Source organism: Novosphingobium sp. B 225 (genome assembly GCF_002198665.1).
Lineage (GTDB): Bacteria > Pseudomonadota > Alphaproteobacteria > Sphingomonadales > Sphingomonadaceae > Novosphingobium.
On record NZ_MWLM01000037.1, the window covers coordinates 53,200 to 78,625 of the forward strand.

24 protein-coding genes are annotated in these 25,426 nt (G+C 62.2%); 15 read left to right on the forward strand and 9 right to left on the reverse strand.

Annotation, left to right across the window (positions count from 1 at the left end):
- The first annotated feature begins 67 nt into the window (after positions 1 to 67).
- The 8 genes from MNBBLIKP_RS06045 (at position 68) to MNBBLIKP_RS06080 (ending at position 7,199) form a co-directional block, all read left to right on the forward strand.
- On the forward strand, positions 68 to 1,204 hold the full coding sequence (locus MNBBLIKP_RS06045; RefSeq protein ID WP_254912929.1) for an amidase: 1,137 nt from the start codon (positions 68 to 70) through the stop codon (positions 1,202 to 1,204).
- Positions 1,204 to 2,343: an acyl-CoA dehydrogenase family protein gene (locus tag MNBBLIKP_RS06050; protein ID WP_217896656.1), complete on the forward strand. Its 1,140-nt coding sequence runs from the start codon at positions 1,204 to 1,206 to the stop codon at positions 2,341 to 2,343. Before MNBBLIKP_RS06045 ends, MNBBLIKP_RS06050 begins: the two co-directional genes overlap by 1 nt.
- 13 nt (positions 2,344 to 2,356) lie before the next feature.
- Entirely contained in the window at positions 2,357 to 2,713 is a 357-nt protein-coding gene (locus MNBBLIKP_RS06055; RefSeq protein ID WP_176399674.1) for a hypothetical protein, read from the forward strand.
- Positions 2,710 to 3,237, forward strand: coding sequence for a nuclear transport factor 2 family protein (locus tag MNBBLIKP_RS06060; RefSeq protein ID WP_088308505.1), 528 nt, complete (start codon positions 2,710 to 2,712; stop codon positions 3,235 to 3,237). The genes MNBBLIKP_RS06055 and MNBBLIKP_RS06060 overlap by 4 nt, the downstream gene beginning before the upstream one ends.
- On the forward strand, positions 3,234 to 4,466 hold the full coding sequence (locus MNBBLIKP_RS06065; protein WP_217896657.1) for an aromatic ring-hydroxylating oxygenase subunit alpha: 1,233 nt from the start codon (positions 3,234 to 3,236) through the stop codon (positions 4,464 to 4,466). Before MNBBLIKP_RS06060 ends, MNBBLIKP_RS06065 begins: the two co-directional genes overlap by 4 nt.
- Positions 4,463 to 4,954: an aromatic-ring-hydroxylating dioxygenase subunit beta gene (locus MNBBLIKP_RS06070; protein WP_088308508.1), complete on the forward strand. Its 492-nt coding sequence runs from the start codon at positions 4,463 to 4,465 to the stop codon at positions 4,952 to 4,954. Before MNBBLIKP_RS06065 ends, MNBBLIKP_RS06070 begins: the two co-directional genes overlap by 4 nt.
- The gene (locus MNBBLIKP_RS06075) at positions 4,951 to 5,700 is read left to right on the forward strand and encodes an SDR family NAD(P)-dependent oxidoreductase (protein WP_088308510.1); all 750 of its coding nucleotides are present in this window, start codon (positions 4,951 to 4,953) and stop codon (positions 5,698 to 5,700) included. Before MNBBLIKP_RS06070 ends, MNBBLIKP_RS06075 begins: the two co-directional genes overlap by 4 nt.
- 344 nt (positions 5,701 to 6,044) lie before the next feature.
- Positions 6,045 to 7,199: a tyrosine-type recombinase/integrase gene (locus MNBBLIKP_RS06080; RefSeq protein ID WP_088308512.1), complete on the forward strand. Its 1,155-nt coding sequence runs from the start codon at positions 6,045 to 6,047 to the stop codon at positions 7,197 to 7,199.
- A gap of 5 nt (positions 7,200 to 7,204) precedes the next feature.
- Here the strand turns inward: MNBBLIKP_RS06080 and MNBBLIKP_RS06085 are convergent, their stop codons facing one another.
- Positions 7,205 to 7,504 (reverse strand): hypothetical protein, encoded by a 300-nt coding sequence (locus tag MNBBLIKP_RS06085; RefSeq protein WP_088308514.1) that lies wholly within the window; start codon positions 7,502 to 7,504, stop codon positions 7,205 to 7,207.
- Positions 7,505 to 8,129: 625 nt separating this feature from the next.
- Between MNBBLIKP_RS06085 and MNBBLIKP_RS06095 the strand changes: the two genes are divergently transcribed.
- The 7 genes from MNBBLIKP_RS06095 (at position 8,130) to MNBBLIKP_RS06125 (ending at position 16,280) form a co-directional block, all read left to right on the forward strand.
- Positions 8,130 to 8,777, forward strand: a complete 648-nt coding sequence (locus MNBBLIKP_RS06095) for a TetR/AcrR family transcriptional regulator (RefSeq protein WP_176399675.1) — start codon at positions 8,130 to 8,132, stop codon at positions 8,775 to 8,777.
- A gap of 76 nt (positions 8,778 to 8,853) precedes the next feature.
- Positions 8,854 to 11,274, forward strand: coding sequence for a TonB-dependent receptor (locus MNBBLIKP_RS06100; RefSeq protein WP_088308520.1), 2,421 nt, complete (start codon positions 8,854 to 8,856; stop codon positions 11,272 to 11,274).
- A gap of 241 nt (positions 11,275 to 11,515) precedes the next feature.
- Positions 11,516 to 11,749, forward strand: a complete 234-nt coding sequence (locus MNBBLIKP_RS06105; protein ID WP_140420536.1) for a hypothetical protein — start codon at positions 11,516 to 11,518, stop codon at positions 11,747 to 11,749.
- On the forward strand, positions 11,746 to 12,987 hold the full coding sequence (locus tag MNBBLIKP_RS06110; RefSeq protein WP_088308524.1) for a thiolase family protein: 1,242 nt from the start codon (positions 11,746 to 11,748) through the stop codon (positions 12,985 to 12,987). Before MNBBLIKP_RS06105 ends, MNBBLIKP_RS06110 begins: the two co-directional genes overlap by 4 nt.
- An 11-nt stretch (positions 12,988 to 12,998) precedes the next feature.
- Positions 12,999 to 13,880 (forward strand): SMP-30/gluconolactonase/LRE family protein, encoded by an 882-nt coding sequence (locus tag MNBBLIKP_RS06115; RefSeq protein WP_088308526.1) that lies wholly within the window; start codon positions 12,999 to 13,001, stop codon positions 13,878 to 13,880.
- Between the two features lie 14 nt (positions 13,881 to 13,894).
- Positions 13,895 to 14,740: an SDR family NAD(P)-dependent oxidoreductase gene (locus MNBBLIKP_RS06120; protein ID WP_088308528.1), complete on the forward strand. Its 846-nt coding sequence runs from the start codon at positions 13,895 to 13,897 to the stop codon at positions 14,738 to 14,740.
- A 4-nt stretch (positions 14,741 to 14,744) separates the two neighbouring features.
- Complete coding sequence (locus MNBBLIKP_RS06125) at positions 14,745 to 16,280, forward strand: class I adenylate-forming enzyme family protein (protein WP_088308530.1); 1,536 nt, start codon at positions 14,745 to 14,747, stop codon at positions 16,278 to 16,280.
- A 378-nt stretch (positions 16,281 to 16,658) separates the two neighbouring features.
- On the opposite strand, the gene MNBBLIKP_RS06130 is transcribed toward MNBBLIKP_RS06125, so the two are convergent.
- The 8 genes from MNBBLIKP_RS06130 to MNBBLIKP_RS06165 all read right to left on the reverse strand — a co-directional run bounded on the left by MNBBLIKP_RS06130 (position 16,659) and on the right by MNBBLIKP_RS06165 (position 25,397).
- Complete coding sequence (locus MNBBLIKP_RS06130; RefSeq protein WP_088308687.1) at positions 16,659 to 16,976, reverse strand: helix-turn-helix domain-containing protein; 318 nt, start codon at positions 16,974 to 16,976, stop codon at positions 16,659 to 16,661.
- The gene (locus tag MNBBLIKP_RS06135; RefSeq protein ID WP_176399676.1) at positions 16,960 to 17,361 is read right to left on the reverse strand and encodes a type II toxin-antitoxin system RelE/ParE family toxin; all 402 of its coding nucleotides are present in this window, start codon (positions 17,359 to 17,361) and stop codon (positions 16,960 to 16,962) included. Before MNBBLIKP_RS06135 ends, MNBBLIKP_RS06130 begins: the two co-directional genes overlap by 17 nt.
- Positions 17,351 to 18,592 carry a tyrosine-type recombinase/integrase gene (locus MNBBLIKP_RS06140; protein WP_088308532.1) on the reverse strand — a complete coding sequence of 414 codons (1,242 nt, stop codon included), beginning with the start codon at positions 18,590 to 18,592 and terminating at the stop codon, positions 17,351 to 17,353. The genes MNBBLIKP_RS06135 and MNBBLIKP_RS06140 overlap by 11 nt, the downstream gene beginning before the upstream one ends.
- On the reverse strand, positions 18,589 to 19,821 hold the full coding sequence (locus MNBBLIKP_RS06145; protein ID WP_088308534.1) for a tyrosine-type recombinase/integrase: 1,233 nt from the start codon (positions 19,819 to 19,821) through the stop codon (positions 18,589 to 18,591). The genes MNBBLIKP_RS06140 and MNBBLIKP_RS06145 overlap by 4 nt, the downstream gene beginning before the upstream one ends.
- Before the next feature lie 279 nt (positions 19,822 to 20,100).
- Positions 20,101 to 21,420, reverse strand: a complete 1,320-nt coding sequence (locus MNBBLIKP_RS06150) for a mannitol dehydrogenase family protein (protein ID WP_254912930.1) — start codon at positions 21,418 to 21,420, stop codon at positions 20,101 to 20,103.
- Positions 21,421 to 21,458: 38 nt separating this feature from the next.
- Positions 21,459 to 22,859 carry a glucuronate isomerase gene (uxaC, locus tag MNBBLIKP_RS06155; protein ID WP_088308538.1) on the reverse strand — a complete coding sequence of 467 codons (1,401 nt, stop codon included), beginning with the start codon at positions 22,857 to 22,859 and terminating at the stop codon, positions 21,459 to 21,461.
- A 1-nt stretch (position 22,860) separates the two neighbouring features.
- Entirely contained in the window at positions 22,861 to 24,402 is a 1,542-nt protein-coding gene (locus MNBBLIKP_RS06160; protein WP_088308691.1) for a family 43 glycosylhydrolase, read from the reverse strand.
- The gene (locus tag MNBBLIKP_RS06165; RefSeq protein WP_088308540.1) at positions 24,402 to 25,397 is read right to left on the reverse strand and encodes an alpha/beta hydrolase; all 996 of its coding nucleotides are present in this window, start codon (positions 25,395 to 25,397) and stop codon (positions 24,402 to 24,404) included. Before MNBBLIKP_RS06165 ends, MNBBLIKP_RS06160 begins: the two co-directional genes overlap by 1 nt.
- Between the last annotated feature and the right edge of the window lie 29 nt (positions 25,398 to 25,426).

Below are 25,426 nucleotides of genomic sequence, written 5' to 3' on the forward strand. Positions count from 1 at the left end.
TGGCGGCGCATAGGCTCTAGCCAAGATCGAACAATCGCATTCTGCGCTTCGGTTCTATGAAAGTGCCATGACCGCCATGTCCCACACCGCGATTTTTGTGCGCACCTTTCCGCCTAGCCCGGGAAAAGAGCCGGTCGCGATCAAGGATTGCCTAGATATCGCGGGCGAGGTGACCACCAGCGGATCGCGGGCGCTCGCCGGGGCAGAGCCCGCCATTGAGGACGCCGAAGTTGTCAGACGCCTGACTGCGGCGGGCTGCGCCATCGCCGGGCGCGCCAACATGCACGAGCTGGCCTATGGCGTAACCGGGCTCAACAGCTGGACTGGAACGCCCATCAACCCCCGCTATCCCCAGCTCATGCCTGGCGGCTCGTCCAGCGGCTCGGCTGTGGCAGTGGCGGCGGGTTTGGTCGAATTCGCGATCGGCACCGATACCGGTGGTTCGATCCGTGTCCCGGCTACGTGCTGCGCAGTCGTCGGCCTCAAGCCCAGCTTTGGCCGGGTTAGCCGCAAGGGTGCTCATCCGGCGGTGAGCAGCCTTGATTGTGTCGGACCCTTTGCGCGCGATGTCGCGACGATCGAGCGCGCGATGGCGATCATTGCCCCCGATTGGAGCCCGGTCGCGGCCAGTGCGGCAAACCCCCGCGTGGCATGGTATTCGCCGGATGGAGAAGCCGCAATTCAGGCCCATGTTCGCGCTCAGGCCGCTGCCTGCTTCGCGCTGGTCGATGCCGATCTTCCCCTTTTCACGCAGGCTTCGGACGCCGGGCTGACCGTCATTGGCCGCGAAACCTGGAATGCCTGCGGTCATCTGACCGAAACCGGGCTGGTCGGCCGCGATGTCCATGACCGCCTGCTGATGTCAGCCCAGATCACTGACGCGCAGCTCGCCGACGCCGAAGCGGTGCGCCAGTCATTCGCTGCTGCGGTCGACACTCTGCTTGAAACTTTCGTCGCGATTGCGCTGCCGGCCATGACCCATTCCGTACCCAGCCTGCTGGAAATCGCCAGCACTGCTGCGCCCAAGCCGATCACGCTGGCCTGCCGCCCGTTCAACCTCTCGGGCCATCCCGCCATTGTCCTGCCGGTGGGCGAGGTCGATGGCCGACCCGTTTCCCTGCAGCTGGTCGGGCGGCGCGGAGAGGATGAGAAGCTCTGCGCGCTTGCGCGGCAAGTGCCGATTTTCAGCAAAGGAGAAGCGTGATGGACGTTGCTCAATCGAGATCGGCCGAGCCCTTCGCGATCGCGCCGATGCTGGCCGAGATCCGCCAGCGCCGCCGTGAACTCCACAAGCTAGGGCATATCCCGCAGGACCTGGTCGCACAGTTTCAGGCGCTGGGGATCTATCGCGCATTCGTTCCCGAGCAGTTCGGCGGCGGCGGAATGGATGCCGCGACCTTTCTTCGGCTGATCGAGACGATCTCGGCCGCAGACGGATCGGCCGGCTGGGTGGCAAGCTTTGGCTTTGCCACCAAGTACCTCTCGTCATTGCCGGCGAACACTTTGGCAGAGATCTACGGCGAGAGTCCCGACGTGGTATTTGCCGGTGCAGTGTTCCCGCCGCAGACTGCCATCGCCGAAAGCGGTGGATATCGGGTCAAGGGTCGCTGGGGTTTCGGCTCAGGTTCGATGGGGGCCTCGCTGATCGGGGTCGGCATCAAGACCGAAGGAGAAGGCGGCGGCCTGCCCCGCATGGCGGTGATGCCGCGCGACCGGGTGACGATTGAAGAAAACTGGGACGTCATGGGCATGTTTGCCACCGGTAGCCACGATCTGGTTGTCGATGATGTGCTGGTTCCCGAACATTACACCCTGATCCGTGGGGCCCCGCCGTCGATTGATACACCCGCCTATCGTTACCCGACCATGGCCATGGCCGCGCAGGTTCTGGCCATTGTCGGCGCTGGCGTTGCGCGCGAGGCAATCGACGAATTGATCCGGATGGGGACCAAGCAATCGATCACCGGCGCGCCGCTGATGGCAGAGCGGCCGAGCGTGCAGATCGCGCTGGCCCAGATGGAAGCCCAGCTCTGTTCAGCGCGGGCCTGGTTTTATGAAGAGACCGATCGGGTCTGGAGCCTGGCCGCAAGCGGCGGCGAGATCACCAAGCTTGATGCTGCGCGGCTACGGCTTGTGTCCACGCATATCGCCAAGACCGGCGCCGATGTCACCCGCCGGGCGTTCGAGATGTCGGGCACGACTGGTATTTTCAATGCGCACCCACTCTCGCGTCTGCTGATGGACGCGCTGGTTGTGGCGCAGCATGCCTTCATGAATGACGGGACCTGGCAATCGGGCGGCGCGGCACTGCTCGGGCTGAACACGCCGCCGGGCTACCCATGAGAGGAATGAGATCATGACCGAGACCAAGAAAATCAAGGCGCTGTTTTGCGGTGCTGTGCTGCAGGGCTTTTTCGACCTGCCGAGCAGCGAGATCATGGGTGTGCTCAAGGCCACCGGCGGGATGATCCGCACCATCCGCGAGATGGACGGGGTCGAAGTCATCGGCACGATGGACGATGACGAGACCATGGTCGGCACCTCGCCCAATGGCTGGCCCTGGACCTTCTACATCCTTGCTGATGTCGATAGTCGCGACAAGGCGGTTGAGGTCTGCAACCTGTTTCGCACGACCACGGTCGGCGAATACCGACTGTGGAAGTACATGCGGGTCGAGGCGCGGCTGGGCCGCGAACTGGTCATGCCCGAATGAGCGATGCTGCGCTGCTTGCGCGCGTCGAGGCGCTGGAAGGCGAGCGTGCAATCCGCCAGCTGGTCGCGCGCTATTTCCGGATCTGCGATGACCTGGGACCAGACACGCCATTTACCGAGCTGGGTGAACTGTTCACCCCTGATGCGATTTGGGAAGGCAAAGGGCGCTACGCCAAGGCCTTCGGGCATTACGATGGGCGCGAGGCGATCGTGGCGATGATCCGATCCTACTGCCTGCCGGCACCGCACTTCGCGATGACTGCGCACTTCCTGACCGCCGAGAACATCAGCCTTCACGGAGCCGAAGGCACGGGCGAATGGATGATGCTGCAGACCAGCGACTATGCCGATGGCCGCGCGGATCTGCGCAGCGCGCACCTGACAATCCAATGCCAGAATGACGGCGGAACCTGGCGGATAAGCCATTTCCGCACGCTCAACCTGTTTTCACGCCGTGTCGAGCGATGGAGCGACGTGGCCGAGATACCCGTACCCCAACCCTGTCAGACGGAACCCCCAGCATGACCCGCGACTATTCGGCACTGGTCCAGGACGACCGTGTTCACACCGCGCTTTACACTGATCCCGCGATCTTCGAGGACGAGATCGACCGGATATTCAACACCACCTGGGTGTGGGTGGCGCACGACAGCGAACTGCCGAACAAGAACGACTGGATCACGACCCATGTCGGGCGTCAGCCAGTTATCGTCAATCGCGACAAGGCCGGCACGGTCCGCGTCATGCTCAATCGCTGCCGCCACCGCGGGGCGACGATCTGCGAGGCCAAGAAGGGTAATGCTCCGGGTTTTGTCTGTCCTTATCACGCCTGGACCTATGGCACCGATGGCACCCTCAAAGGGCTACCCATGCCCAAGGGCTACAAGGACTTCGACAAAGGCGATTACACCTTGGTCAACCTGCGGGTCGAGAGCTATCGCGGCTTGATCTTCGCGACTTTCAATCAGGATGCCCCCCCGCTTGAAGAATTCCTCGGTCGGGCTCGTCCGTGGATCGACCTGTTCCTCAAGCAGGGCGGCGGCTATCCAGTGAAGGTGCTGGGCGAGCACAAGTTCACCTTCCCTGGAAACTGGAAGATCCAGCTCGAAAACACCACTGATGCCTACCACTTCCCGATCGTGCACAAGAGCTTCCTCTCCAGCCTCGATGGCGACACTGGCGAGTTGTTCTCGTTCATGGACGCGGGCGGCTATGTCGAAGATCTGGGTAATGGCCACTCGGTCATGGTGATGATCCCCGAACTGGTCGATCTTGAGGAAAACCTGGACGAGCCGATCCCCGAACGCTTTGCCGAACTGGCCGATGAACTTCGCGCCGAGCACAGCGAGGACGAAGTCCGGCGAATTGTGCGCGCGGTCACGGGATCGGGTTTCAACGTCAACCTGTTCCCGAATCTGGCCTGTTCGATGGCCTTCTTCCGCGTGCTGCGGCCACTCTCGGTCGAAGAGACGGAGGTCCGGCACATCGCGATCGGGATGGACGGCGGACCAGCTGCCGCCAACCGCGCGCGGCTGCGCCTGCATGAGCATTTTCAGGGGCCGATGGGCTTTGGCACGCCCGACGATGCCGAGGCCTGGGAACGGGTTCAACGCGGTTCGCAAGCGGGCGAGGATTCGGTCTGGATCATGCTCAATCGCGGCGAGGACAAGACGGAGAGCAACGCGGGCGACGTTACCGCCGAAACCGGGATGCGCGCGGCCTATCAGATGTGGAAGAGGATGATGACCGCATGAGCACGCTTGTTGCCACTCGCGATCTGGCGCTCGCCGCCGAGTTCATTGCGCTCGAAGCCGACCTGCTCGACAACCGCGACTATGCTGCTTGGCTGGCGCTATGGGTGCCCGTGGGCAAGTATGTCGTTCCGGTCAACCCCGACGAGACCAATTTTGAGGACACGCTCAACTACGCCTATGACGATGCCGCGATGCGCAGCATGCGCGTGCGCCGCCTGACAAGTGGGGAATCGATGTCGGCCGCGCATGCCGCTCGAACTCTGCGCTCTGTCTCGCGCTTCCGCCTGCTCGGGCATACCGAGCAGGGCGAATTGCAGGTGCGGAGCGCCCAACAGCTGATCGAGTACAAGTTCGATCGCCACCGGACTTATGTCGCCAATGTCGAATGGGTGTTGCGACGCGAGGGCGAAAGCTTTCGGATTGTGCGGAAGGTGGTGCGGTTGCTCAACGGCGGTGACGCACTCGCCGGAATCACGTTCCTGCCATGACTCTACCGACGCATCATAATGTCGCCCTGGTCACCGGAGGGACCGGCGGGCTCGGCAAAGTGATCTGTCGCCGGCTACTGGCCGAAGGCTTCCGTGTCGCGATGAGCGATGTCGATGCGGCCGCATTGGCCGCGGCTGCGCAAGAGTTGCCGCACCCCGACATGATCACCTGCCAGCTCGATGTCACCCGGCCAGCGGACTTTGAGCGTGCGCTTGACCAGATCGACGAGCGATGGGGCGGGATCGGCGTGCTGGTCAACAACGCTGCTCTCACGCGCACCACGCCGCTCTTCGAGATCTCCCCCGAGGAATTCGACGCTGTTACCGCCGTTGCGCTGAAGGGTACCTTCATCGGCTGTCAGGCAGCAGGCAAGCGGATGCGCGATGCCCGCTTTGGCCGTATCATCAACATGGCCTCGCTTGCCGGGCAAAACGGTGGGGCCGCTACCGGCGCGCACTATGCCGCGGCAAAGGGCGGGATCATCACCCTGACCAAAGTTTTCGCGCGCGATCTTGCGGCACACGGGGTCACCGTAAACGCGATATCGCCCGGGCCGCTCGATCTTGATTCAGTGCGCCAGCTGCTTCCGGCTGATAAACTTGCGGCGGTGGTCAAGACAGTGCCAGTCGGTACTTTGGGTGACCCCGACTACATTGCGAAGCTGGTAGCCTTGCTCGCCGATCCAGCGGCTGTGTCTGCAACAGGCTCGACCTACGATGTGAATGGCGGTCTCTTCATGCGGTAATTTCGGCATTGATTTGGTGAAATTGGACTAGTGCTGCATGATCAGGAAGGCGCAGCCCACGACCTTTGCAGAGACAGTTGATTTTCTGCCGGGCTGCCTCGTTACATCAGATGGATCCGGGGGCGCGCAAGGGGGCACTTAGTGCGCCAATGTTGCCAAGAAGATTTCTGGAACAATCGATTAGACCTAGTAATCGAATCCCTCCCGCTCCGCCATCTATATCATCCCAGGAAAGCCCGATTGATCCCGCAAAGGCTCAGATNTCTTATATTGTTCTTCGCGATCTCCCCAAATCCACGTTAGAGTGTGGGGGTGATTGTGGGGGCGGAACAGGATGATCGATCATGGGCCGGCTCACGCCACTTCAGATTCGAAACCTCAAGGAACCTGGGCGTTATAGCGATGGCGACGGCCTGTACCTGGAACTGACGGGACCGAACAAGGGCAACTGGCAACTCCGCGCTACTGTGAACGGTCGGCGGCGCGATATCGGCCTGGGTTCTCTGGCGCTGGTGTCTCTGAAGGAAGCCCGCGATGCGGCCTTCGAACTGCGCCGTGATATCCAGCGCGGGATCGATCCGGTCGCAGAGCGCAAGCGGAGAAGGTTGGAGATCCTGACCTTCAAGGCAGCAGCCCTGCGGGTCCATGCCGAACAGAAGGCAAGCTGGAAGAACGGCAAGCACCAGGACCAGTGGATCACCACGCTGGAGAACTATGCCTTCCCTTTGTTGGGCAATCGCTTGGTCAACGACATCGAAGGTCCGTTGATCCGCGAAGTACTGCTGCCGATCTGGCTGACCAAGCCGGAGACCGCCCGGCGGGTCAAGCAGCGGATCAGCGTGATTCTCGACTGGGCCTATGCCAGCGGCATGCGCCCCACCGAAGCGCCGATGCGTTCGGTCAATCGAGTACTGCCAAGGCAGCCCAAGAAGGACGGCCATTTCGCCGCCATGCCTTATGGTGCGGTTCCCTCATTCATGGCCCATCTTCATGCCCGATTGAGCGTGCCAAGGCTGGCCCTTGAGTTCCTGATCCTGACCGCAACAAGGTCGGGAGAAGTGCGCGGAGCCAAGTGGAACGAGATCGATCTGGAGGCCAAGCTCTGGACCATTCCTGCTTCCCGGATGAAGGTCGGCAAGGAACATGTTGTTCCCCTTTCCAACGCTGCAATCGACGTGCTGGAGCGCGCCAGGCAGTACCATGCCCCTTGCAGCAACCTGCTCTTCCCGGGACGCGACGTGCGCCGTCCACTGTCCGACATGACCCTGCTCAAGATCCTGCGCTACGCCGACCTGCCCTACACCGTGCACGGCTTCCGTTCGGCCTTCCGTGACTGGGCAGCAGAGCAGACCAGCTACCCCGGCGAGGTCGCCGAAGCGGCGCTGGCGCACACAGTCGCGAACAAGGTCGAAGCCGCCTACCGGCGCACCAACTACCTCGAAAAGCGCCGCGAGATGATGGCCGATTGGGCGAGGTTCTGTGCCACTGTTCAGACCTGACGCGATCAATCTAACAAGCCATGTCGCTCCAACCGGCGCTTGTAAGCATCGTGGGTTCGCTGCCGCAGCGTGCCATCGCCAAGGCTCGAGAGGATCGCATCAAGCGCGACGGTGATGAACAGGTTCTGCCGCACCGGGTCGAGCGCGGCAGGCCCTCTTCGGGACTGATATTCATCGCTCCACGCCTCGACCAGCAGGTCTCGGACGACGATGCTGACGGAAACCTCCGCCTCCTCGGCACGCGACTTGATCCAGTCAGCAACCGCGAAGGGAATATAGGCCTGGACCTTTGCAGAAACTGCCATGTTCGTGACTCCAAGAGTCCCTTGCAAACATGGTTCGACCTTGCGGAAGGCAACAAGCAGGATGGATCATCGGCAAGGTTCGGTCAATGCCGGAAGGAATAAGACATTACAGAGTGATAGGCCTGTGAACCCTGCCCGCCATATTGCCAGATGATCCATGGATCATGGCCAATTCATCTCTGCACTCTCCCGAAAAACGGCATTTTTGCAAGCATTATCAATATCTTATTCTATGCAGGCCACTGCGTACGGTGTGCTTGTGAACCAACTCGGAATTTGGGCTCGGCGCATTGTCACTAAGTTTGTGGAAGGGATGAAAGTTCGATGTAGTGGAGCCACAGCCCAGCGGCGTTTGAGACTGTCCTATCTCGCTGACATTGCTGACGTTCGAGCTATGCGCCAAGCCGATTTGAACCAGCCGTTCATTCATGTCGAAGGTTTCAGCAATGCCGCCCACAACCTGTTGGACTCAGTGAGACTCAGAGCCATTGGTGGAAGGATCGACGCATCCTGCCTTATCTCGATCACCGCCGCGCGCGACTAGCATGCTTAGACTATGAACCTAATTGAGTCATGGCTCAAATAAGTTCTTGCTCAGACTTTTCGACTGTGCCATATGGGCGTCATGGGAAAGGCCGACAAACTCGAATCCGCTTCGCTGACGCCCGCAAAAGGCCGGGTGCGCGGTGTCTCGAAGAATTCCGCCGAAGCGCGGCGCAAGATTCTCGAGTCGGCCACACTGATCTTTGGCAAGCAGGGTTTTTCCCGCACCAAGACCGACGAAATTGCCGAGCATGCCGGCTATAGCCAGGCCACGGTATTCTTCCATTTCAAGACCAAGGCTGGCTTGCTGGAGGCTTGCTTTGAGGAAGCGCTCGAGCGGGCCAAGGCCAATCTGGTGCCGGCCCAAGACTCTGGCACGCTCGATCTGATGCAGCGGCTGGACCGCGCGTTCGACAATTCAGCGACGGCCGATTTCTTTGCGCGCATGCTGGTAGAGTTCAGCGACGATCCAGTTTTCCGCCCGGTCTATGCCGGGTTCCACGAACATCTGCGCCAGCTGATCGCGGCAGAGCTCAGCCGGGAAACCGGTGTGGAAGGGCGGCGCGTCTACCAGACTGCGGCGGCGCTGCTGTCGATGATGGTGGGTATCCACGCTGAACAGCGCCTTGAAGCCGAGCGGCTCAGCCGCGCCGAATACCGCCAGATGCTGCTGGATGTGACGCGGTTGATGCTGCGCAACCTGAACGATCCCGTCGAGGACGGGACATGATCTAAACTAAAGATTTTTCAACGTAACTGCTGATTTCAACAACTCGCCGCAACGGCGGGGCAGGGAGGTTTTGTCTATGACCCAGGATAAGATCTGGCTCGCATGCGCGAGTGGCATGACGATCGCAGCGATGCTTCATGCAAGTCCGGTGCTGGCACAGGATGCACCAGCAGAAGACGATGGCATCGAGGAAATCGTCGTCACCGCGCAAAAGCGCGAGCAATCGCTGCAGGATGTGCCGATTTCGATCTCTGCCATCGGGGCGGACACGCTGCGCGATTCCGGCGCGACCGGAATTGCCGGTGTCGCGGCCCTTGTCCCCTCGCTCTCGCTGGTCGCCAACAACCAGCCGCTGGCGCAAAGCTATCGTATTCGCGGGCTGGGAACCGATCCCAATATCCCGACCTTCGAACCCAGCGTCGCCCTGTTTATCGACGGGGTCTACATGCCGCGCACCGGGCTTGGCGTCGATGATCTGGTCGATATCGAACGGGTCGAAGTGCTCAAGGGCCCGCAATCGACCCTGCATGGCAAAAATGCCACCGCCGGCGTGATCAGCGTTGTCTCCAAGCGTCCGTCGAACCAGTTCGAAGGCAGCGTCGAAGCGACGCTGGGCTGGATCGACGGCGGCCGCACGCCGCTGGCCTACCGCCTGGCAGGCTCGCTGTCCGGACCGGTCACCGACCGCGTCCGGGTGCGCCTGACCGGTGTTTTCTACGAAGCCGGAGCCAGCTTTCGCAACCTGACGGCCGTGGAGCAGCCCAACGAAATGAAGCGCTATGCCCTGCGCGGCCAGATCGAGTTCGACCTGTCAGACGCCATCACCGTCAACATCACCGGTGCCCGCAGCGAGGTGCTGGACAGCAACGGCACCAATCCGGACCTCTATCGCGGCGTTGCGCCCGAGCCCAGCTTTGTGCTGGACAACAATCCGGTGCTCAATGCCCGGTTCGGTGTGACCGCCTGTCCCGACAACAACCCGACCAACCGGATCATTTGCACCACCGATCCCAACCGTTCCAACAGCAGCTCGGACATGGTTTCGGGCACGCTGACCGCCGATCTCGGCCTCGCGACGCTGACTTCGATCACCGCCTGGTCGCAGTATGAAAGCGAACTGCTGGCAACTGACATTGATCAGGTCTCGCTGCCGCTGTTCACCTTTCATGACACCCAGGCCGGCGAGAGCTTCTCGCAGGAACTGCGGCTGATCTCCCCGTCCGGCGGGACGGTCGAATGGCTGATCGGCGGCTACTATCTGGATACCAGGTTCGAACGCGGGAATCGCGGACGCACGGCGATGTTCGAAGCCCAGCCCGCCGCCGCCCTCTTTGCACTCTCACCCTTGCTTCCGCCCCAGGTTGTGCAGGGCCAGCCCGGCGACAAGGGCTTCCAGGATTCGCGCGCCAGTTCGAAGTACTTCGCGGTGTTCGGCCAGGCCACTTACCGGTTCAGCGATCTCCTCGCCCTGACCGGCGGGCTGCGCTGGCAGACCGAAACCAAGAAGGCCTCGATCGCCAACAGCGCGACCTTCACTCCCAATCCCAACCTGCCGGTCGGCCATCCGCTGGCCGGGATCAACATCCTGACCGCCAGCCTGGTCCCCGGCGTCACCTTCCCTGCCGGCGTGCCGATCAACGGCCCCTTGCCGACGATCAAGGATGACAATGTCACCTGGAACGTTACCGCCAACGTGACGCCGAACGACGATACGCTGGTCTATGTCAGCTTCGCCCGCGGATCGAAGTCGGGCGGGCACAACATCGGTTTCGGCAGTGCTGTTCCGGCCCTGCGCGGGTTTGGTGCGGAAAGCGTCGATCACTGGGAACTGGGCGGCAAGTTCGACCTGGCCGATCGCCGGGCCCGTCTGGCGGTCAGCCTGTTCCGCTCGGACTATACCAACTACCAGAATGCCGGCTTCGTGGGCCTGCAATTCCTCGTCAACAATGCTGAAAAGGTCCAGGTGACCGGCGTTGAGGCCGAGGGCACCTTCAGGCTGGCCAAGGGGCTGACCCTGAACCTCGGTGGGGCTTACATCGACGCCGAATTCAAGAAGTACACCGGCGGTGCCTGCTGGTTCGGGCGTGCCCCGAATGCCAATCCGACCGGCACCGGAGCCTTCACCAGCTGCGACCTGTCCGGCAACCAGCTGCCGCTTGCCCCCAAGTGGCGGGTGACCGGCGCGCTGCAATACGAACACCCGGTGCCGCTGGGCGAACTCTATGCCCGGACCGACTTCAACTGGCAGAGCAAGGCCAATGTCAACAGCGCCAGCCTTGATCCGCGCCACGTCCAGGCGGCCTTTGCGCTGGTCAACGCGCGGCTTGGGGTGCGCTTCGATAATGGGCTGGACTTATCATTCTGGACCAGCAACTTGTTCAACAAAACCATTGTGCAACAATCGGGTGTGCTGAGCCTCTTTGGAACAACCTCAGGCTTTCAAAACTACCTTGGTGCACCGCGGCAGGTTGGTGTGACTGCCCGGATGAGCTTTTAAGCGATGCGCCGTGGAGAGCGAGAATTTATCGGTGTCGCAGCTCGTGCCGCACCTGCCGTTCTGCTCTCCGCGGCGCTCGTTTCCGGGCTAAGTACAGCGCAGGCGAAGTCACCGCAGCCTGAAATTGTTACGCTAGGCTAGATGGCAAGACCGATGGCGAACCCGACACGCCGTCAGCCGGCAACGCTGCTCCGCTGGACAAGTCGGTATGATCTTGGCCGCTATTGAGGGAGACGGAGCGATGGCTATCACCGACTTCTCTGACCGCAGGTGGGTCATGGAAGGCGCCGCCAACGCCTATGTGCAGAACCGTCAGACCTGGAGCTTGGATCTGGTCGGCATGCTTTCCGGCCGCATTGCTTGCGGCCTGCTGGCGCTGGGCCTGCCCAAAGGCACCAAGGTCGCCGCAAACTGTTACCAGCCCGTCGCTGCTCACGCAGCCGCGACGGCCCATTTGAGGAACCGCGGAAGATGACGACCATTCATATCGCAGGCGTCGCGATGACGAAGTTCGGCCCCAACCCAGGTACCACGGTCAAATCGCTCACCGCAGAGGCCGTCGCGGCCTGCCTGGTCGATGCCGGCGCCACGCCTGGCGCCGTGCAGGCCGCCTATTTCTCCAACACGATACAGGGCCTGCTTGAAGGCCAGTTGTCGATCCCCGGCCAGATCGCGCTGCGCCACGCAGGCGTTGAAGGCGTGCCGATCGTCAACGTCGAAAACGCCTGCGCGTCCGGATCGACCGCGCTGTGGCTGGCCTGCCAGCATCTGCGTTCCGGTGCCGCCGATATCGTGCTCGCCGTGGGCGTGGAAAAGATGGTCTTCGACGGCGAGGCGCAGCGCGCCACCGTCATGCGCGCCTTTGAAGGCGGCATGGACGTCAGCGCAGGAGATGAAGCGCTTGATGATCTGCTGCGGCTGGGCGCTGGTGTCGATGGCCCCTCCGGCGACGGCCACCGCACCCGCTTCATGGATATCTATGCCGCGCTGTGCCGCGCCCACATGGCGCGCTTCGGCACCACGCAACGCCAGCTGGCGATCGTCGCGGCCAAGAACCATGATCATTCGGTCCACAATGAAAAATGCCATTACCGCAAGGCGATGACGGTTGATGAGGTGCTGGCGTCACGGCCGTTGGGCTATCCGCTCACCGTGGCGATGTGCTCGCCGCTGTCTGACGGCGCGGCGGCGGTGCTGCTGTGCACCGATGCCGGGCTGAAAAAGTTGCAGGGACAGGCGCCGTCCATCCTGATCAAGGCCTGCGAGCTGACCTCGGCCACCACGCGCGACTTTGCCGATTTCGAAGCGCATGTGGCCCGGCGCGCGGCGCTGACCGCCTATGAACGTGCCGGGCTGGGCCCAGGCGATATCGATGTCGCCGAAGTGCATGATGCGGCCGCGTTTGGCGAGATCTTCATGACCGAGCTGCTGGGCTTCTGCGCCATGGGCGACGGCGGCCCGTTGGCCGAGCGCGGCGAGACGCGGATCGGCGGGCGCATCCCGGTCAACCCGTCGGGCGGACTTGAATCCAAGGGCCACCCCATCGGCGCCACCGGCCTCGGCCAGATTTATGAATTGACCCAGCAGCTGCGCGGCACCGCCGGCGCCCGCCAGGTCAGTGGCGCGCGCACCGCGCTGCAGGAAAACAGCGGCGGCCTGCTCGGCATCGAAGAAGGCGCCGCCGTCGTCACCATTCTCCAGAGCCAGTATTGAGGACACAGACCATGAAGCACACCCCCACCCTGTTCGCCGAAGGCTATCTTTTCCCCGAAACGCCGCGCTGGCACGCCGGCCGCGGAGAATTCATCGTCACCGACATCGATCGCGGCCAGGTGTTCGCCGTATCCACTGACGGTCAGCGCCGCCAAGTCTATCAGGGGCCGGACTGGGTGTCGGGCACCGCCTTTGAAAGCGACACCACGCTGCTGGTCACCAACGCGCGCAGCCGCAGCCTGGTGCGGGTTCATCTCGACCAACCCGATGCTGCGCCCGAAATGATCGCCTCGCTCGCCGAGATCGCGCCCTTTGGCATCAACGACATGATCCGGACGGACGCCGGGGTCTGCTTCATCGACACGGTGAGCTTCGATTTCGTCGCCTATGCCCGCGGCGAGATCGCCGCCCAGCCAAGCGTGCTGGCCCGCGTCGATGCCGATGGCCGCGTTTCCGTGGCCACAAAGGACCTGAATTTCCCCAACGGCATGGTGATCACGCCTGACGGCAAGCGCTTGCTGGTGGCGGACTCGCTCGATCAGTGCATCCACGCCTTCGCGCTCTCCGCCGATGGCACGCTCGGCGAACGCACCTGCTTTGCCGCGCTGCCCGGCGAGATGCCGGACGGCATGTGCCTGGATGCCAGCGGCGCCGTCTGGGTCGCCGTGCATGGCCGCGTCTTGCGGGTCGCCGAAGGCGGCGCCGTCCTGGACGAGGTCGACATGGGCAGCACCTTGGGCACCGCCGTCGCCCTGGGCGGCGCCGATGGCCGCACGCTGCTGATCACTGCCTCGGACAGCTATGACCGCTCGGTGATGGCGGGCAATCCAACCGGGCGACTGTTTACGGTGCACGTGGATGTACCGGGCGCCGGCCTTCCGTCGGTTTATTGAAGGGAACTGGTGTTATGACACAGCGACTGGCCGGCAAGACGGCCCTCATCACCGGGGCGACATCGGGCATGGGCATCAACGTTGTCCGGCGCTTCGTCGCCGAAGGCGCGAACGTGCTGTTCTGCGGTCGCTCCAGCGAAGCTGGCGCAGCCATCGCCGCCGAGATCGGCCCGGGCGCCCGCTTCCTGCGCGCCGACGTGACCGATGAGGCCGACGTCATCGCGCTGGTCAAGGCCGCGCAGGATCTTGGCGGCGGGCGTATCGACTTCCTGTTCAACAACGCCGCCCCGGCCTTGCGCGACACCCCGGTCACGGCGCTGTCGGCCGAAGAGATTGTCAGCAGTTCCATGGCGATCTTTGGCAGCGTCGTGCTGATGACCAAGCATGTCGCCGCCGTGATGCAGGCGCAGGGCGGCGGCTCGATCCTCAACAACGGCTCGACCGCCGCGCACCGGGCCAATTCATCGCCCTCGCTCTACAGCGCGCTCAAGGCAGCGGTCTGCCACTTCACTCGTTGCATGGCGCTGGAACTGGCCGATCACGGCATCCGTGTGAACACGGTGTCGCCGGGCGCCATCCCCACGCCGATCTTCCTGCAGTCGCTGGGCATCCAGGCCGCCCACCAAGACCGCGCGCTGGCCGCGTTGCAGGACGTTTTTGCGAAGGCCATGCCCATCGGCCGCGCCGGCAACGGGGAGGATATCGCCGCCGCCGCCGTTTTCTTCGCCAGCGATGAATCATCCTATGTCACCGGGCAGGACCTGGTCGTCGATGGCGGCCTCACCGCCGGGCTGTCGAACGCCGCCAGGCGGGGCCAGGCCGACATGATGCGCGCCGTCCTCGCCAACCTCGGGAACTGAAGCCATGTCCATCTTCACCCTGCTCGAACGCGGCGCAAAGCGCTGCGATGGTCGCCCGTTTGCGGTGTTAGACGGTGTTGAAACCAGCTATCCGCAGGCGCTCGGCCTGGCGCAGCGTGTCGCTGCCGCCTTGGGCGCCGCTGGCTTCGGCCCGGGCAGCCATGCCGCCGTGCTCAGCCCCAATGATCCGGTCGCTTTTACCGCTGCCTTCGGCATTTTCGGCGCCGGCATGGCCTATGTGCCGGCCAATCCGCACAACCCGGCACCGGCGATCGCCAGCGCGCTCAACCTCGTCGATGTCCGCGTGCTGTTCTATCACAGCGCGATGGCGGCCGTGGTGGGGGAAATCCGCGATTCGCTGCCCAAGGTGACGTTGTTCGTTGCATTGGGCACGCCGTGCAGCGGTGATCCCACGCTGGAACAGTTCATCGCCGGGCACGAAGCCCAGCCGCCACGCTCCCTCGCCGCGCTCACCGATGCCGCCTACGTCGGCCAGACCGGCGGCACCTCGGGTGAGCCCAAGGGCGTCCTGCTCAGCCACCGCGCCGTGTTTGCCTTCGTGGAGAAATATCTCGCCGAAATGCCCCACCCGGCTCCGGTGCTGCTGGCCGCCACGCCCCTCACTCACGCCGCCGGCATGCTGGCCATGCCTATCGTCGCGCAAGGCGGCACCATCGTGATGATGGCCCGCCCCGATCTGCCACGCTTCCTCGACCTGATCGCGGAGCAGCGTGTGACGACGACCTTCCTGCCACCCACCGTCATCTATCGCCTGCTCGATCTGCCAGGTGCCGAGACCCGCGACTTCTCCAGCCTGCGCCACTTCATCTATGGCGCCGCGCCGATGTCGGTCAGCCGGTTGAAACAGGCCCTCGCCCTGTTCGGCCCGGTGATGGCGCAATGCTATGGCCAGACCGAGTGCCACAGCTTCGTCACATTTATGCGGCCCGAAGATCATTTCGTCGATGGCCGCATCGCCGATGATGCCCGCCTGTCGGCCTGTGGCCGGCCCTCGATTGGCACGCGGGTGGTGATCAAGGGCGACGATGGCGCTATTCTGGCAGATGGCATCCCCGGCGAGATCTGCGTGCAGAGCGATCTGGCCATGACCGGCTATTACCGCAACGACAGCGCCACCACCGAAGTGCTGCGCGATGGCCTGATTCACACCGGCGATATCGGCTTTGTCGATGGCGATGGCTTCCTGCACATCGTCGATCGCAAGAAGGACCTGATCATCACCGGCGGCTTCAACGTCTATCCGGCCGAAGTCGAGCAGGTCGTCAACGGCCATCCTGCAGTGGCCGATTGCGGCGTCATCGGCCTGCCCGATGCCGATTGGGGCGAAGCAGTGACGGTGGTGGTCGAACTCAAGCCCGGCGCCGCTGTTTCGGAACAGGAACTACTCGATTATTGCCGGCCCCGGCTGGGCGGCGTGAAAACACCCAAGCATGTTGCCTTCTGGCCCGAACTGCCCCGCAGCCCGGTCGGCAAAGTGCTGCGCAAGGAAATTCGTGCGCGAATCAGTGTGCCGGCTTAGGAAAACTAATGGGAGAAAGTGGCAGAGAGGTAAGGATGCCGCGTTGGTTTAAGAACTGATTATTATCAATGTGTTGCAATCATTTCCCTCTTCATTTGCGGCACAAATTGTAGCAAAGTGCGGCTACCAGGAGGCGGCGTGACAACGACGAAATGGCGATTGTCCACCTGCGCTGAATCAAGCTGCCCACATTGTCGGTTAGGTCCAGCCTCCTTGGCCAAATCTCAACGTAGAATGTCCGTTTTAGGGTGGTTGAAGAATGGTCATCAATGACCAGTATTGGGCGCGAAGCGGACTTGGTCCGGTGGCGTGAACGAACTGCGGCTTGTCCCAGCTGTGCTCCGAAACCGGACTGTCAGGAATGTCCGACAAAGCAGACTAAGCGACCGCCTCCAACCCCTTGCGTTGGATGATTGAAAGCAGTCGCAGTGCAGGCCCACCGGGCCTCTTCTTGCCTCGTTCCCAATCAGAGACAAGGTTCTTCGACACATTGAGATAGCGCGCGAACACTGGCTGCGAGACATGCTCAGCCTCGCGGATCGCCTTGATCTCGTCGGGCTGAAGCGGCATTGCCGGGACAAGACACGTGTCATCGAACTCGCGCAGCGTGCGCTTATCAATGGCTCCGCCTTCGTGGAGACCCTCCATCATCTCATGAACGGCAGCTAGCGCTTCGCTCTTATAGGTCCTGGGCATCGTCATTCACCTCGAACATTCTCTCTTCACGCACTTCGGTATCGATTTGCGCCTGCGTCAGCGCGAGCACGAACTTCGCGGCCTGCTTGTAGACCTTTAGCTCGGCCGCGCTGAGGTTTGCCTTGTCGCTCTTGGCAAAGCCAAAAGCGAAAATGGCCAGTTCCTCATGGCGGAAGAAGACCAGCGTGCGATAACCGCCTGACTTGCCTCCGCCTTCACGCGCGACGCGCTGCTTGATCAGGCCACCACCGAGATCGGCGTCGATCAAACCGCGATTGGCGTGATCGATGGCGGCGACAAGCGTCGCGTCGCTGATCCCTTCCCGGCTTGCGAACTTCGCGAACCAGCGGTTCTTGTAGATGCGGATTCGCGGCTTACCGGTCATGGATCAGCGCCCCGATATCACACCTAGTATTATATTTCAATGAATGATCCTCGCCCATAGCATCCGCTATGAGTTCGCCGATCCGCTCCGCTGCGTCGAGAACAGGGCCGTCATCAAGATGCGCATAGCGAGAGGTGGTCTGCAACCGGGCGTGGCCGAGTAGTTTGCCGATCATCGGCAGTGTCTCGGAGCGAGCAGCGGCGTGGCTGGCAAAACTGTGTCTGAGGTCGTGAATCCGAACGCCGGGCAAATTGGCCTCGGCCTTCACGCTTTTCCAGAACACGTCGATGCTGCCGACAGGACGCCGGGTCAGCTTGTTCCAGAACACTGGATCGGATCCGCCGCGTCGTTCGAGCGAGGCAAGCAGCGTCCGCGCCTCGTCGCCGAGCCAGACTGTGCGAGGACCGGTCTTGCTGTCGTGCAACAGCAACCGCCCGCCCTTCACTTCGCTCCAGGTGAGGTCCGTAATTTCGGAACTCCGACAGCCAGTAAGGAGGAGCAGATAGATGATCATCGCATGCAGCGGATGACTATGGATTCTGCGGTTGAGCACCTCGCCCAGTCGCGCAATCTCTTGATTGGAGAGAAACCGTTCGCACTTCCGGCGCTTGTTGGGCCGAATGTAGGCGCAAGGGTTGCTGCCTTCGGGACGTAGGCCCCACCGCTCGGCATGGTTGAACATCGAGCGCAGGATCTCGAAGCAGCGATTGCCCGCGCCGGGGCCAGCGTTGACCGAGACTTTGTTGAACCAGGTCAGCACGTGCGACTGCTCGATCTCGTCGATGAACATGCCGAAGAATGCGTGGTCGAGGTGGCGGCGGCGATAGTAGTTATGGGTCTTATGTGTGCTCGGCTTCCATTTCGCGGCGGCCTGCTTCCAGTACAGCGTCAGGAAGTCGTCGTAGGTCGAGACCTTGCGGACCTCCTTGCGTTTTGTCGCCGGGTCTTCGCCTACCTGCGCGCGCAGCAAGATGCGCCGCGCAACGCTCAAGGCTTGGGCTTTACTCAGGACGTTGGCGTTACCGAGCGTGATGGTCCGGGTGACACCGTTCATCAGCGACTGAACGACGTAAGTGCTGCGTCCGGACGCGTAGTAGCGAACACCAAAGCCGGGCTGCTTCTCTGACCAGACCACCCGGCGCGGCCTTCCGCCGGGCCGCGCGCCCGGATCGAAGCGGCGCAGGGTCGCGAGCTCATCCGCGATGATGCGAGCAAGGCTGACGCGGGTCATGCCGCGAGCCCCAGGCACTTGGCGAGCGAACCCGAAACGCGCTTGGCGGCATCGGCAATCGCCTCGTCGGCCAGGTGCGCATAGCGCTCGGTGGTCTCGGCGAGTGCGTGGCCCAGCAGCTTGCCTATCACGACCAGAGAGATTCCATCAGCGATGGCGATCGAGGCGAAGCTGTGCCGCAGGTCGTGCAGCCGGACATCTGGCAACGCAGCATGCTGCCTAATCGCAAGCCAGGGAATGCTGAGGGCGATTGGCTTGTCACCGCGCACCGATGGGAACACGAGGCCGGTCTCGGCCTTGGCCGGCATGGCAACAAGGACGGCCTGTGCCTGCCGGTTGAGGTAGATGATTTTCGCTCCGGTCTTGCTGTCCGGCAGCATCAAGCGCGGCGGCTGTACCCATTCCCAGCGCAGCCCCACCACTTCGCCGTGCCGAGCGCCAGTGTAGATCAGCAACCGGATCGCCTGCACCGCGATCGGGTCGCTTTCCTCGAATGCACGCAGACTTGCCGCGAGGCGATTGAATTCGCGAGCGCTGAGGAACCGGTCGACCAGCTTGCGCTTGAAGCGCGGGGTTCCCTTGCACGGGTTCGAGCCACGCGGGCGCAGGCCCAACTGTTCTGCGTAGCCCATCATCACCGAGAGGATCGGGATCGTGCGGTTGAATGCCCCCGTTCGATTGGCCCAGCTATCGCGCCAACGCAGAATGTCGGCTTTGCGGATCGCATCGACGCGCTGGTGCCCGAATATCTCGGTCAGATCCTTGAAGATGCGGGCGCGATTGCCTTTGCGAGTCGAGGGCTTCCAGTGCCGGGCATAGTCGGCCCAGAAGCGCGGCGCATAGTCGCGAAACAAGGTCGCATTGCCGCGCTTGCCCTTGGCCTTCGGGGCCGCTGGCAGCCCGTCGAGCGCAGCCTTGGCCAACTGCGCGCGCGCCAAGACGCGCGCCTCCTCCGCGCCTAATTCAGGTGGGCGGCCGAGTGTGACCCGCTTCTGCTTGCCGCGCTGGCGGAACTGAACGAACCAGCTCTTCGAACCTGCAGCGAAGGCCCTGAGGCCAAAGCCGGGCAGTTCGGTATCCCACCAGAAGAACTCCTTGGCTTTGACCTTGCGCCGGGCGATGTTGCCGTCGAGCCTGACCTTCTCGCTCGTAATTCCGTTCTGACGACGCCGATTCGATCCTTCAATTTCGACCGCTTTTGGCGTTACCACATGGCCATTCGTTGACATCGATCTTGCTCCTTCATAGAAGGAACAAATTCAGGTTATACCAATGGTTTATATTCCATTTCTGCCGCGTGGCGGCGTAGGGTGTGCTAGAATTTGTCTCTGATTAGTAAGCGCCGTGTTCTAAGAAATGCGGCTCAATGTTTCTAAGGACAATGAAAATCTGTCTCGAAGGATTCCAAGCCCGTCTGGGGCGTGGGACGGATTGCCGATGTTAGTTAGGGGCGCAAACCTCTCATGAAGGAAGGAAGCGTTTTGGGCAGAATTGCATCGCCTAAGCGGTCAAGCTGCAATCGATGCACGTTCGGCTTCATCGAGGTTCCAATCGCCCCCGAGCAATCCTCGATTGCCAAAAAGTGCTTCCGCAAAATCGGCACGACTTGCCTTCTCCCATAATTTGGCGAAGTGGTCGGCCAACGGATCGTCAACTGGACCATTTACACCGCTGATGTGGGTCAGCCAAGCCGATAGCCCGGACAAAATGGCCGGGCAGTCACGGCCCAAAACTCGGTTGGCGGCGAGTGTTTCAAGCCAGCGTTGCGGGATCTTCTGGCTGCCGTCCATAGCGATCTGGATCAACCGGTGATTGAGGGCAGGGTTGGCGAAACGTTTGATCAGCGATGCGGCATATGCGGCCAGATTTTGCTCGGCTGCGGCGGCGATTGTGGGGGCTGCTTCCTGCAACATCAGCTGGTCGACCAGGGTCCTCAGGTGAGGGTCGGCAATCGCTTCGTGAACATAAGTGTAGCCGTGCTGCAACCCGCAATAGGCCAGCAGCGAATGCGCTCCGTTGAGCATCCTGAGCTTAGCGGTTTCAAAGGGGGCAACATCGGAAACCAGGTTAGCGCCATAGATCTCCCAATGAGGTCGAGGTCCGGCAAACCGGTCTTCGATCACCCATTGACTGAATGGCTCAGTCATCACCGCGCCCAGATCGGTCAAACCATTTGCAGAAGCGACCGCAGACCTGTCTTGCTCGGTGGTGGCCGGGACGATCCGGTCGATCATGGTCTGCGGGCACGCGCAATATTCGGCGTACCAATCGAGCAACGCCGGATCCTGCTGCGCCAGATATTCGCGCATCAACCGATCGAGTTGCTGGCCGTTCTCGGCCAGATTGTCGCAAGACAGCAGCGTAAGACCTGGCAACCCAGCGTCACTGCGCTGGCGCAGCCCTTGCGCTAGCAAGCGGTAGATGCTCCCTTCGCTTGCTTGCGCCATATCGAGCGAACCATCGGCGGCGCGGCAATAACCCTTCTCGGTGATGGTAAAACTGGCGATATGAGTACCCGGCGCAGCCAGTGCGGCGACGACCGCATCGGGCTCGCGGCTGGCTACCAGTACATTGGCTACCGAACCGATCACCCGGGACTTGCAGCCTGCGGCAGAACATTCGCTGAGGGTATAGAGACCGTCCTGTGGGTTCAGCTGATCCGCGACATCGCCCGAGCGCAGCGAGACGCCGGTGATCATCCAGTTCCGCTCACCTGCATTCATCGCCGCATCGGTGTACCAGGCCTGGTGCGCCCGGTGGAATGCGCCGATCCCGAAATGCACGATCCCGATGCCTTGTGCACTGCGATCATAGCCAAAGCATGCCACCGATGGATCAAGTCCGGATAGGGTCGATTTCGCAAGTCTCACAGCCGGTAAGCCTGCTTGACCAGATTGTAGGCAAGGTCCTGCGCCAGCTCGGCGGCTTCCCAGTCCTGGATCCGGTGCTCTGCAACCAGTTCGGCCAGGAACCCGCAATCGATCCGCCGCGCGACATCGTGACGCGCCGGGATTGAAAGGAAGGCCCGGGTGTCGTCATTGAAGCCGACCGTGTTGTAGAATCCCGCAGTTTCGGTCGTCGCCCGGCGAAAACGGCGCATGCCTTCGGGACTGTCGTGGAACCACCATGCTGGGCCGAGCTTGAGGCAGGGATAGTGCCCTGCGAGTGGAGCCAGTTCGCGCGCATAAGTGCTTTCATCGAGCGTGAAGAGGATGATCGAAAGAGCAGCCTCATTACCATAACGATCCAGCATCGGCTTGAGCGCTTGAACATATTCGGTGCGGCTGGGCACATCGGCACCCTTGTCGCGACCGAACCGCGCGAACACGGCAGCGTTGTGGTTGCGGAAGGCACCGGGGTGGATCTGCATGACCAGCCCGTCTTCCAGGCTCATCCCGGCCATCTCGGTCAGCATCTGGGCGCGGAACAGCTCGGCCTCAGCGGGGGTGAAAGTTCCGGCACTGACCTTGGCAAACAGCGCCTCCGCTTCGGTCTGGGAGAGATCGGCAGTCTGGGCACTGGGGTGGCCATGATCGGTACTGGTCGCGCCCATATCGGCAAAGAAGGCTCGCCGCTGTCGATGCGCAGCGAGATAGCCCGGCCAGCTCAGGCAATCCTCACCGGTAAGGTTCGAAAAGATCCGCAGGTTGTCGCGAAACCCTTCGAACTCTGGGTCGACCAACGGATCGGGGCGATAGGCAGTAATGACTTTGCCCTGCCAGCCAGATTGGCGAATTGTCGCGTGATGCTCAAGGCTGTCGATCGGGCTTTCGGTGGTGGCAATAACTTCGATGTTATAGCGTTCGAACAACGCACGCGGACGAAAAGCATCGGTCATCAACGCCTGCGTGATCGTATCGTAGTAGTGATCGGCGGTTTCGGCACCCAGCAGGACTTCGATCCCGAAAGCCTCGGCAAAGACCCAATCGAGCCACATCCGCGAGGGGGTGCCCCGGAACAGGTGATAGCGTTCGGCGAACAGGTGCCAGGCCGCGCGCGGATCAACATCGGGATTTCGAACCCCCAGCGCCTCCATTGGCACGCCTTGCGAATAGAGCATCCGGAAGACGTAATGATCGGGCACCAGCAGCAACTCCGTGGCGTTGCCGAACGGCTCGTTGGCTGCAAACCAGCGCGGGTCGGTATGGCCATGCGGGCTGACGATCGGCAGATCCTTCACCGCTGCGTAGAGTTCGCGTGCGATATTTCGAACCTTGTGGTCAGCAGGAAACAAGCGGTCGGGGTGCAGGTTCAATGGGCGCGCCATGTCAGTTTTCTAATGCCTTGTATTGAAAGTTGCGAAAGCGGGCTTCGCCGGTACCGGCTGCGTAAAGTCCGGGCCGAAGTGAAAGAAAACCACCTCGGACGTTGTGGTGATAGCCGGATACTTCCATCCCGCGATCGAAACGCTGCCAGCTTTTGCCATGATCGCCGCTGGTATGGATCGAGATGATGTGGCGCCGGTTGGTGATCCGCATGCGCATCTGCCCGCCGTGCGGGTTTGCCGGGCGCGCGCGTTCGATGCCGTATTGGTGGGTTACAAAGCGCTCGGCGTCGAAGCCGAGGCCGCAGTAGAGCTTGTCATCGTAGAACAGCACCAGTCCCGCGGTGACGCCGGGATCGAGTTCGATATCGCATTCGAAGCTGTACGAAGTGTCGCCGGTATTGAGCAGCAAAGGCGATCCGCTGGAAGGTGCGGCTCCGCTGCCCTTGAAATGTAGCACGCCCTGCCGGCTGCTGACGCGGCTGGCCTCGTCCGGCGCCGGGCGAAAGAAGGTCCACTTGGTGCCCAGCATTAGCGGCGCCGAAAAGTCGTCGCTCAGGGCCAGCCCGTGCGGCACAGCTTCACCGCCACGCGGGGAGGGAAGCGGCCGGGAGAGATCGCCGCCAGTCATCCGGAACCAGCCGTCGGCAGTCCAGCGGATCGGATCGAGCAGGCATTGCCGCCCCAGCGTCCAGAAGCCCGCGCGGTAACCGTGATAGAGCGCCCACCATGATCCATCCGGGCCTTCGACCAGCGAGGCATGGCCGCGCGACCACCATGCTTCGCGTTCGGAGCGGGTCCGGACCAGAGGATTGCCGGGATGCTGTTCCCATGGCCCATGCAACGAGCGTGAGCGTGCGGCGATCACCATGTGCCCGGTTGGCGGACCCGCGGTTCCGCCAACCGCGGTGATCATATAATACCAGTCTCCACGCCGCAGGATCTTGGGGCCTTCGGGCGAAAAGCCTTCGACATCCCAATCGGGTGGATAGCGCCAAGGATCATAAACATGCTCGACCGTCCCCACGACGCTTAGGCCGTCATCAGAGAGCCGAACCCGGTCCCCACCTGAGAGGAACAGCCAGCGCGAGCCATCTTCGGCAACGGTGTGGCAGGGATCGATGTGCCGATGGAGGCCCAAGGGTGTGGGATCGCTCCATGGTCCATCGATATGATCGGCCCAGCAGACGTAGATGTCATTGGGCTGGGCCTTGACCGGAATGTAGAGAAAATAGCGCCCTTCATGCTTTTCCAGGCTGACCGCCCAGACCGATCCGATGTTGCGGGTCAAAGCCGGTCGGCGCGGTTGCCAATGGACCAGATCGCGCGAATGCCAGATGGTCAGACCCGGATAAGCATCGAAACTGGAAAAGGTCAGGTAGTAGTCCTGCCCATCCTTGAGGATTGCGGGATCGGGCCGGTCCCCGGCGATGACCGGGTTGAGAAACTGGCCAGCGCGAGGCGCAGCGGCAGTGGCAGGCCCGGCGCCAATGCTCATGGTCCCAAGGGTGGCTGCCTTGAGCACGTCGCGGCGATCGATATCCATCAGCCCAACCCGACGGTGCGGGCCCAGGCCCGCCAAAGCTCAGGCCAGGCTTCAACCGGCTTGCCAACGGCCTTGCGCAGCCCGAAGCCGTGACCGCCGTTGGCAAACAGGTGCAATTCGGCTGGCACCTTGCGCGCGCGCAAGGCGGCATGGAGGCGCAAGGTGTTGTCCACCGGCACTACGTCATCATCTTCAGCGTGAAGGAGGAAATGCGACGGTGCATCTGCAGGAACGTTGCGATCTGGAGAATGCGCTGCTTCTGCCGCAGCGCTGGGCGCCTTGCCCAGCAGCAATTGGCGCGAGCCGGGGTGAGCAATTGCCGGGTCCATGCTGACCACCGGATAGATTGGCGCCGCGCAATGCGGCTTGGCCGAAAGCCGGTCCGCCGGATCGATCGGGGAATAGACAGGCGCTGCAAAACGCGCTGCCAGGTCTGCGCAGACATGCCCGCCTGCAGAAAAGCCCATCGCCGCAACGCGCTCTGGATCGATGGCAAAATCGCGTGCGCCATGACGGATCAGGCGCATCGCACGCTGCGCGTCGGCAAGCGGGGTATCGGCTCCGCTGGCCCAGCCTTCGCCAGGCAAACGATAGAACAGGACAAAGGCTGTGAACCCGCGCGCGGAGAGCCAGCGCGCCATTTCATAACCTTCCTTGTCCACCACGACCCATTTGTAACCGCCGCCGGGCGTCAGCAGGACAGCCGCGCCATTGGGCCGGTCGGGCCGGAACACTGCCATGCGGGATCGGCTGATCCCGAACACTGCGCGGTCGGTGACCAGGGTATCGGCCGAACGTTCGTTGACAGTCTCGATCAAGGGCACCGGCGGTGCTCCAGGTGCGCCCTTCGGCCACAGATCGATCGTTTCAGTCGGTTGCGGCAGGCCAGGCGGAAGTCCCGAAGCGGCAACGGGCGGAGGGGTTTGCCCCTCCGCCCGCTGTGCCAGGCCGGCTACCAGCCCGGCGGCAAGGAGCGATCTGCGATCAATATCCATGCCCTGAGCCAGTCCCTCGGTTAACCTGC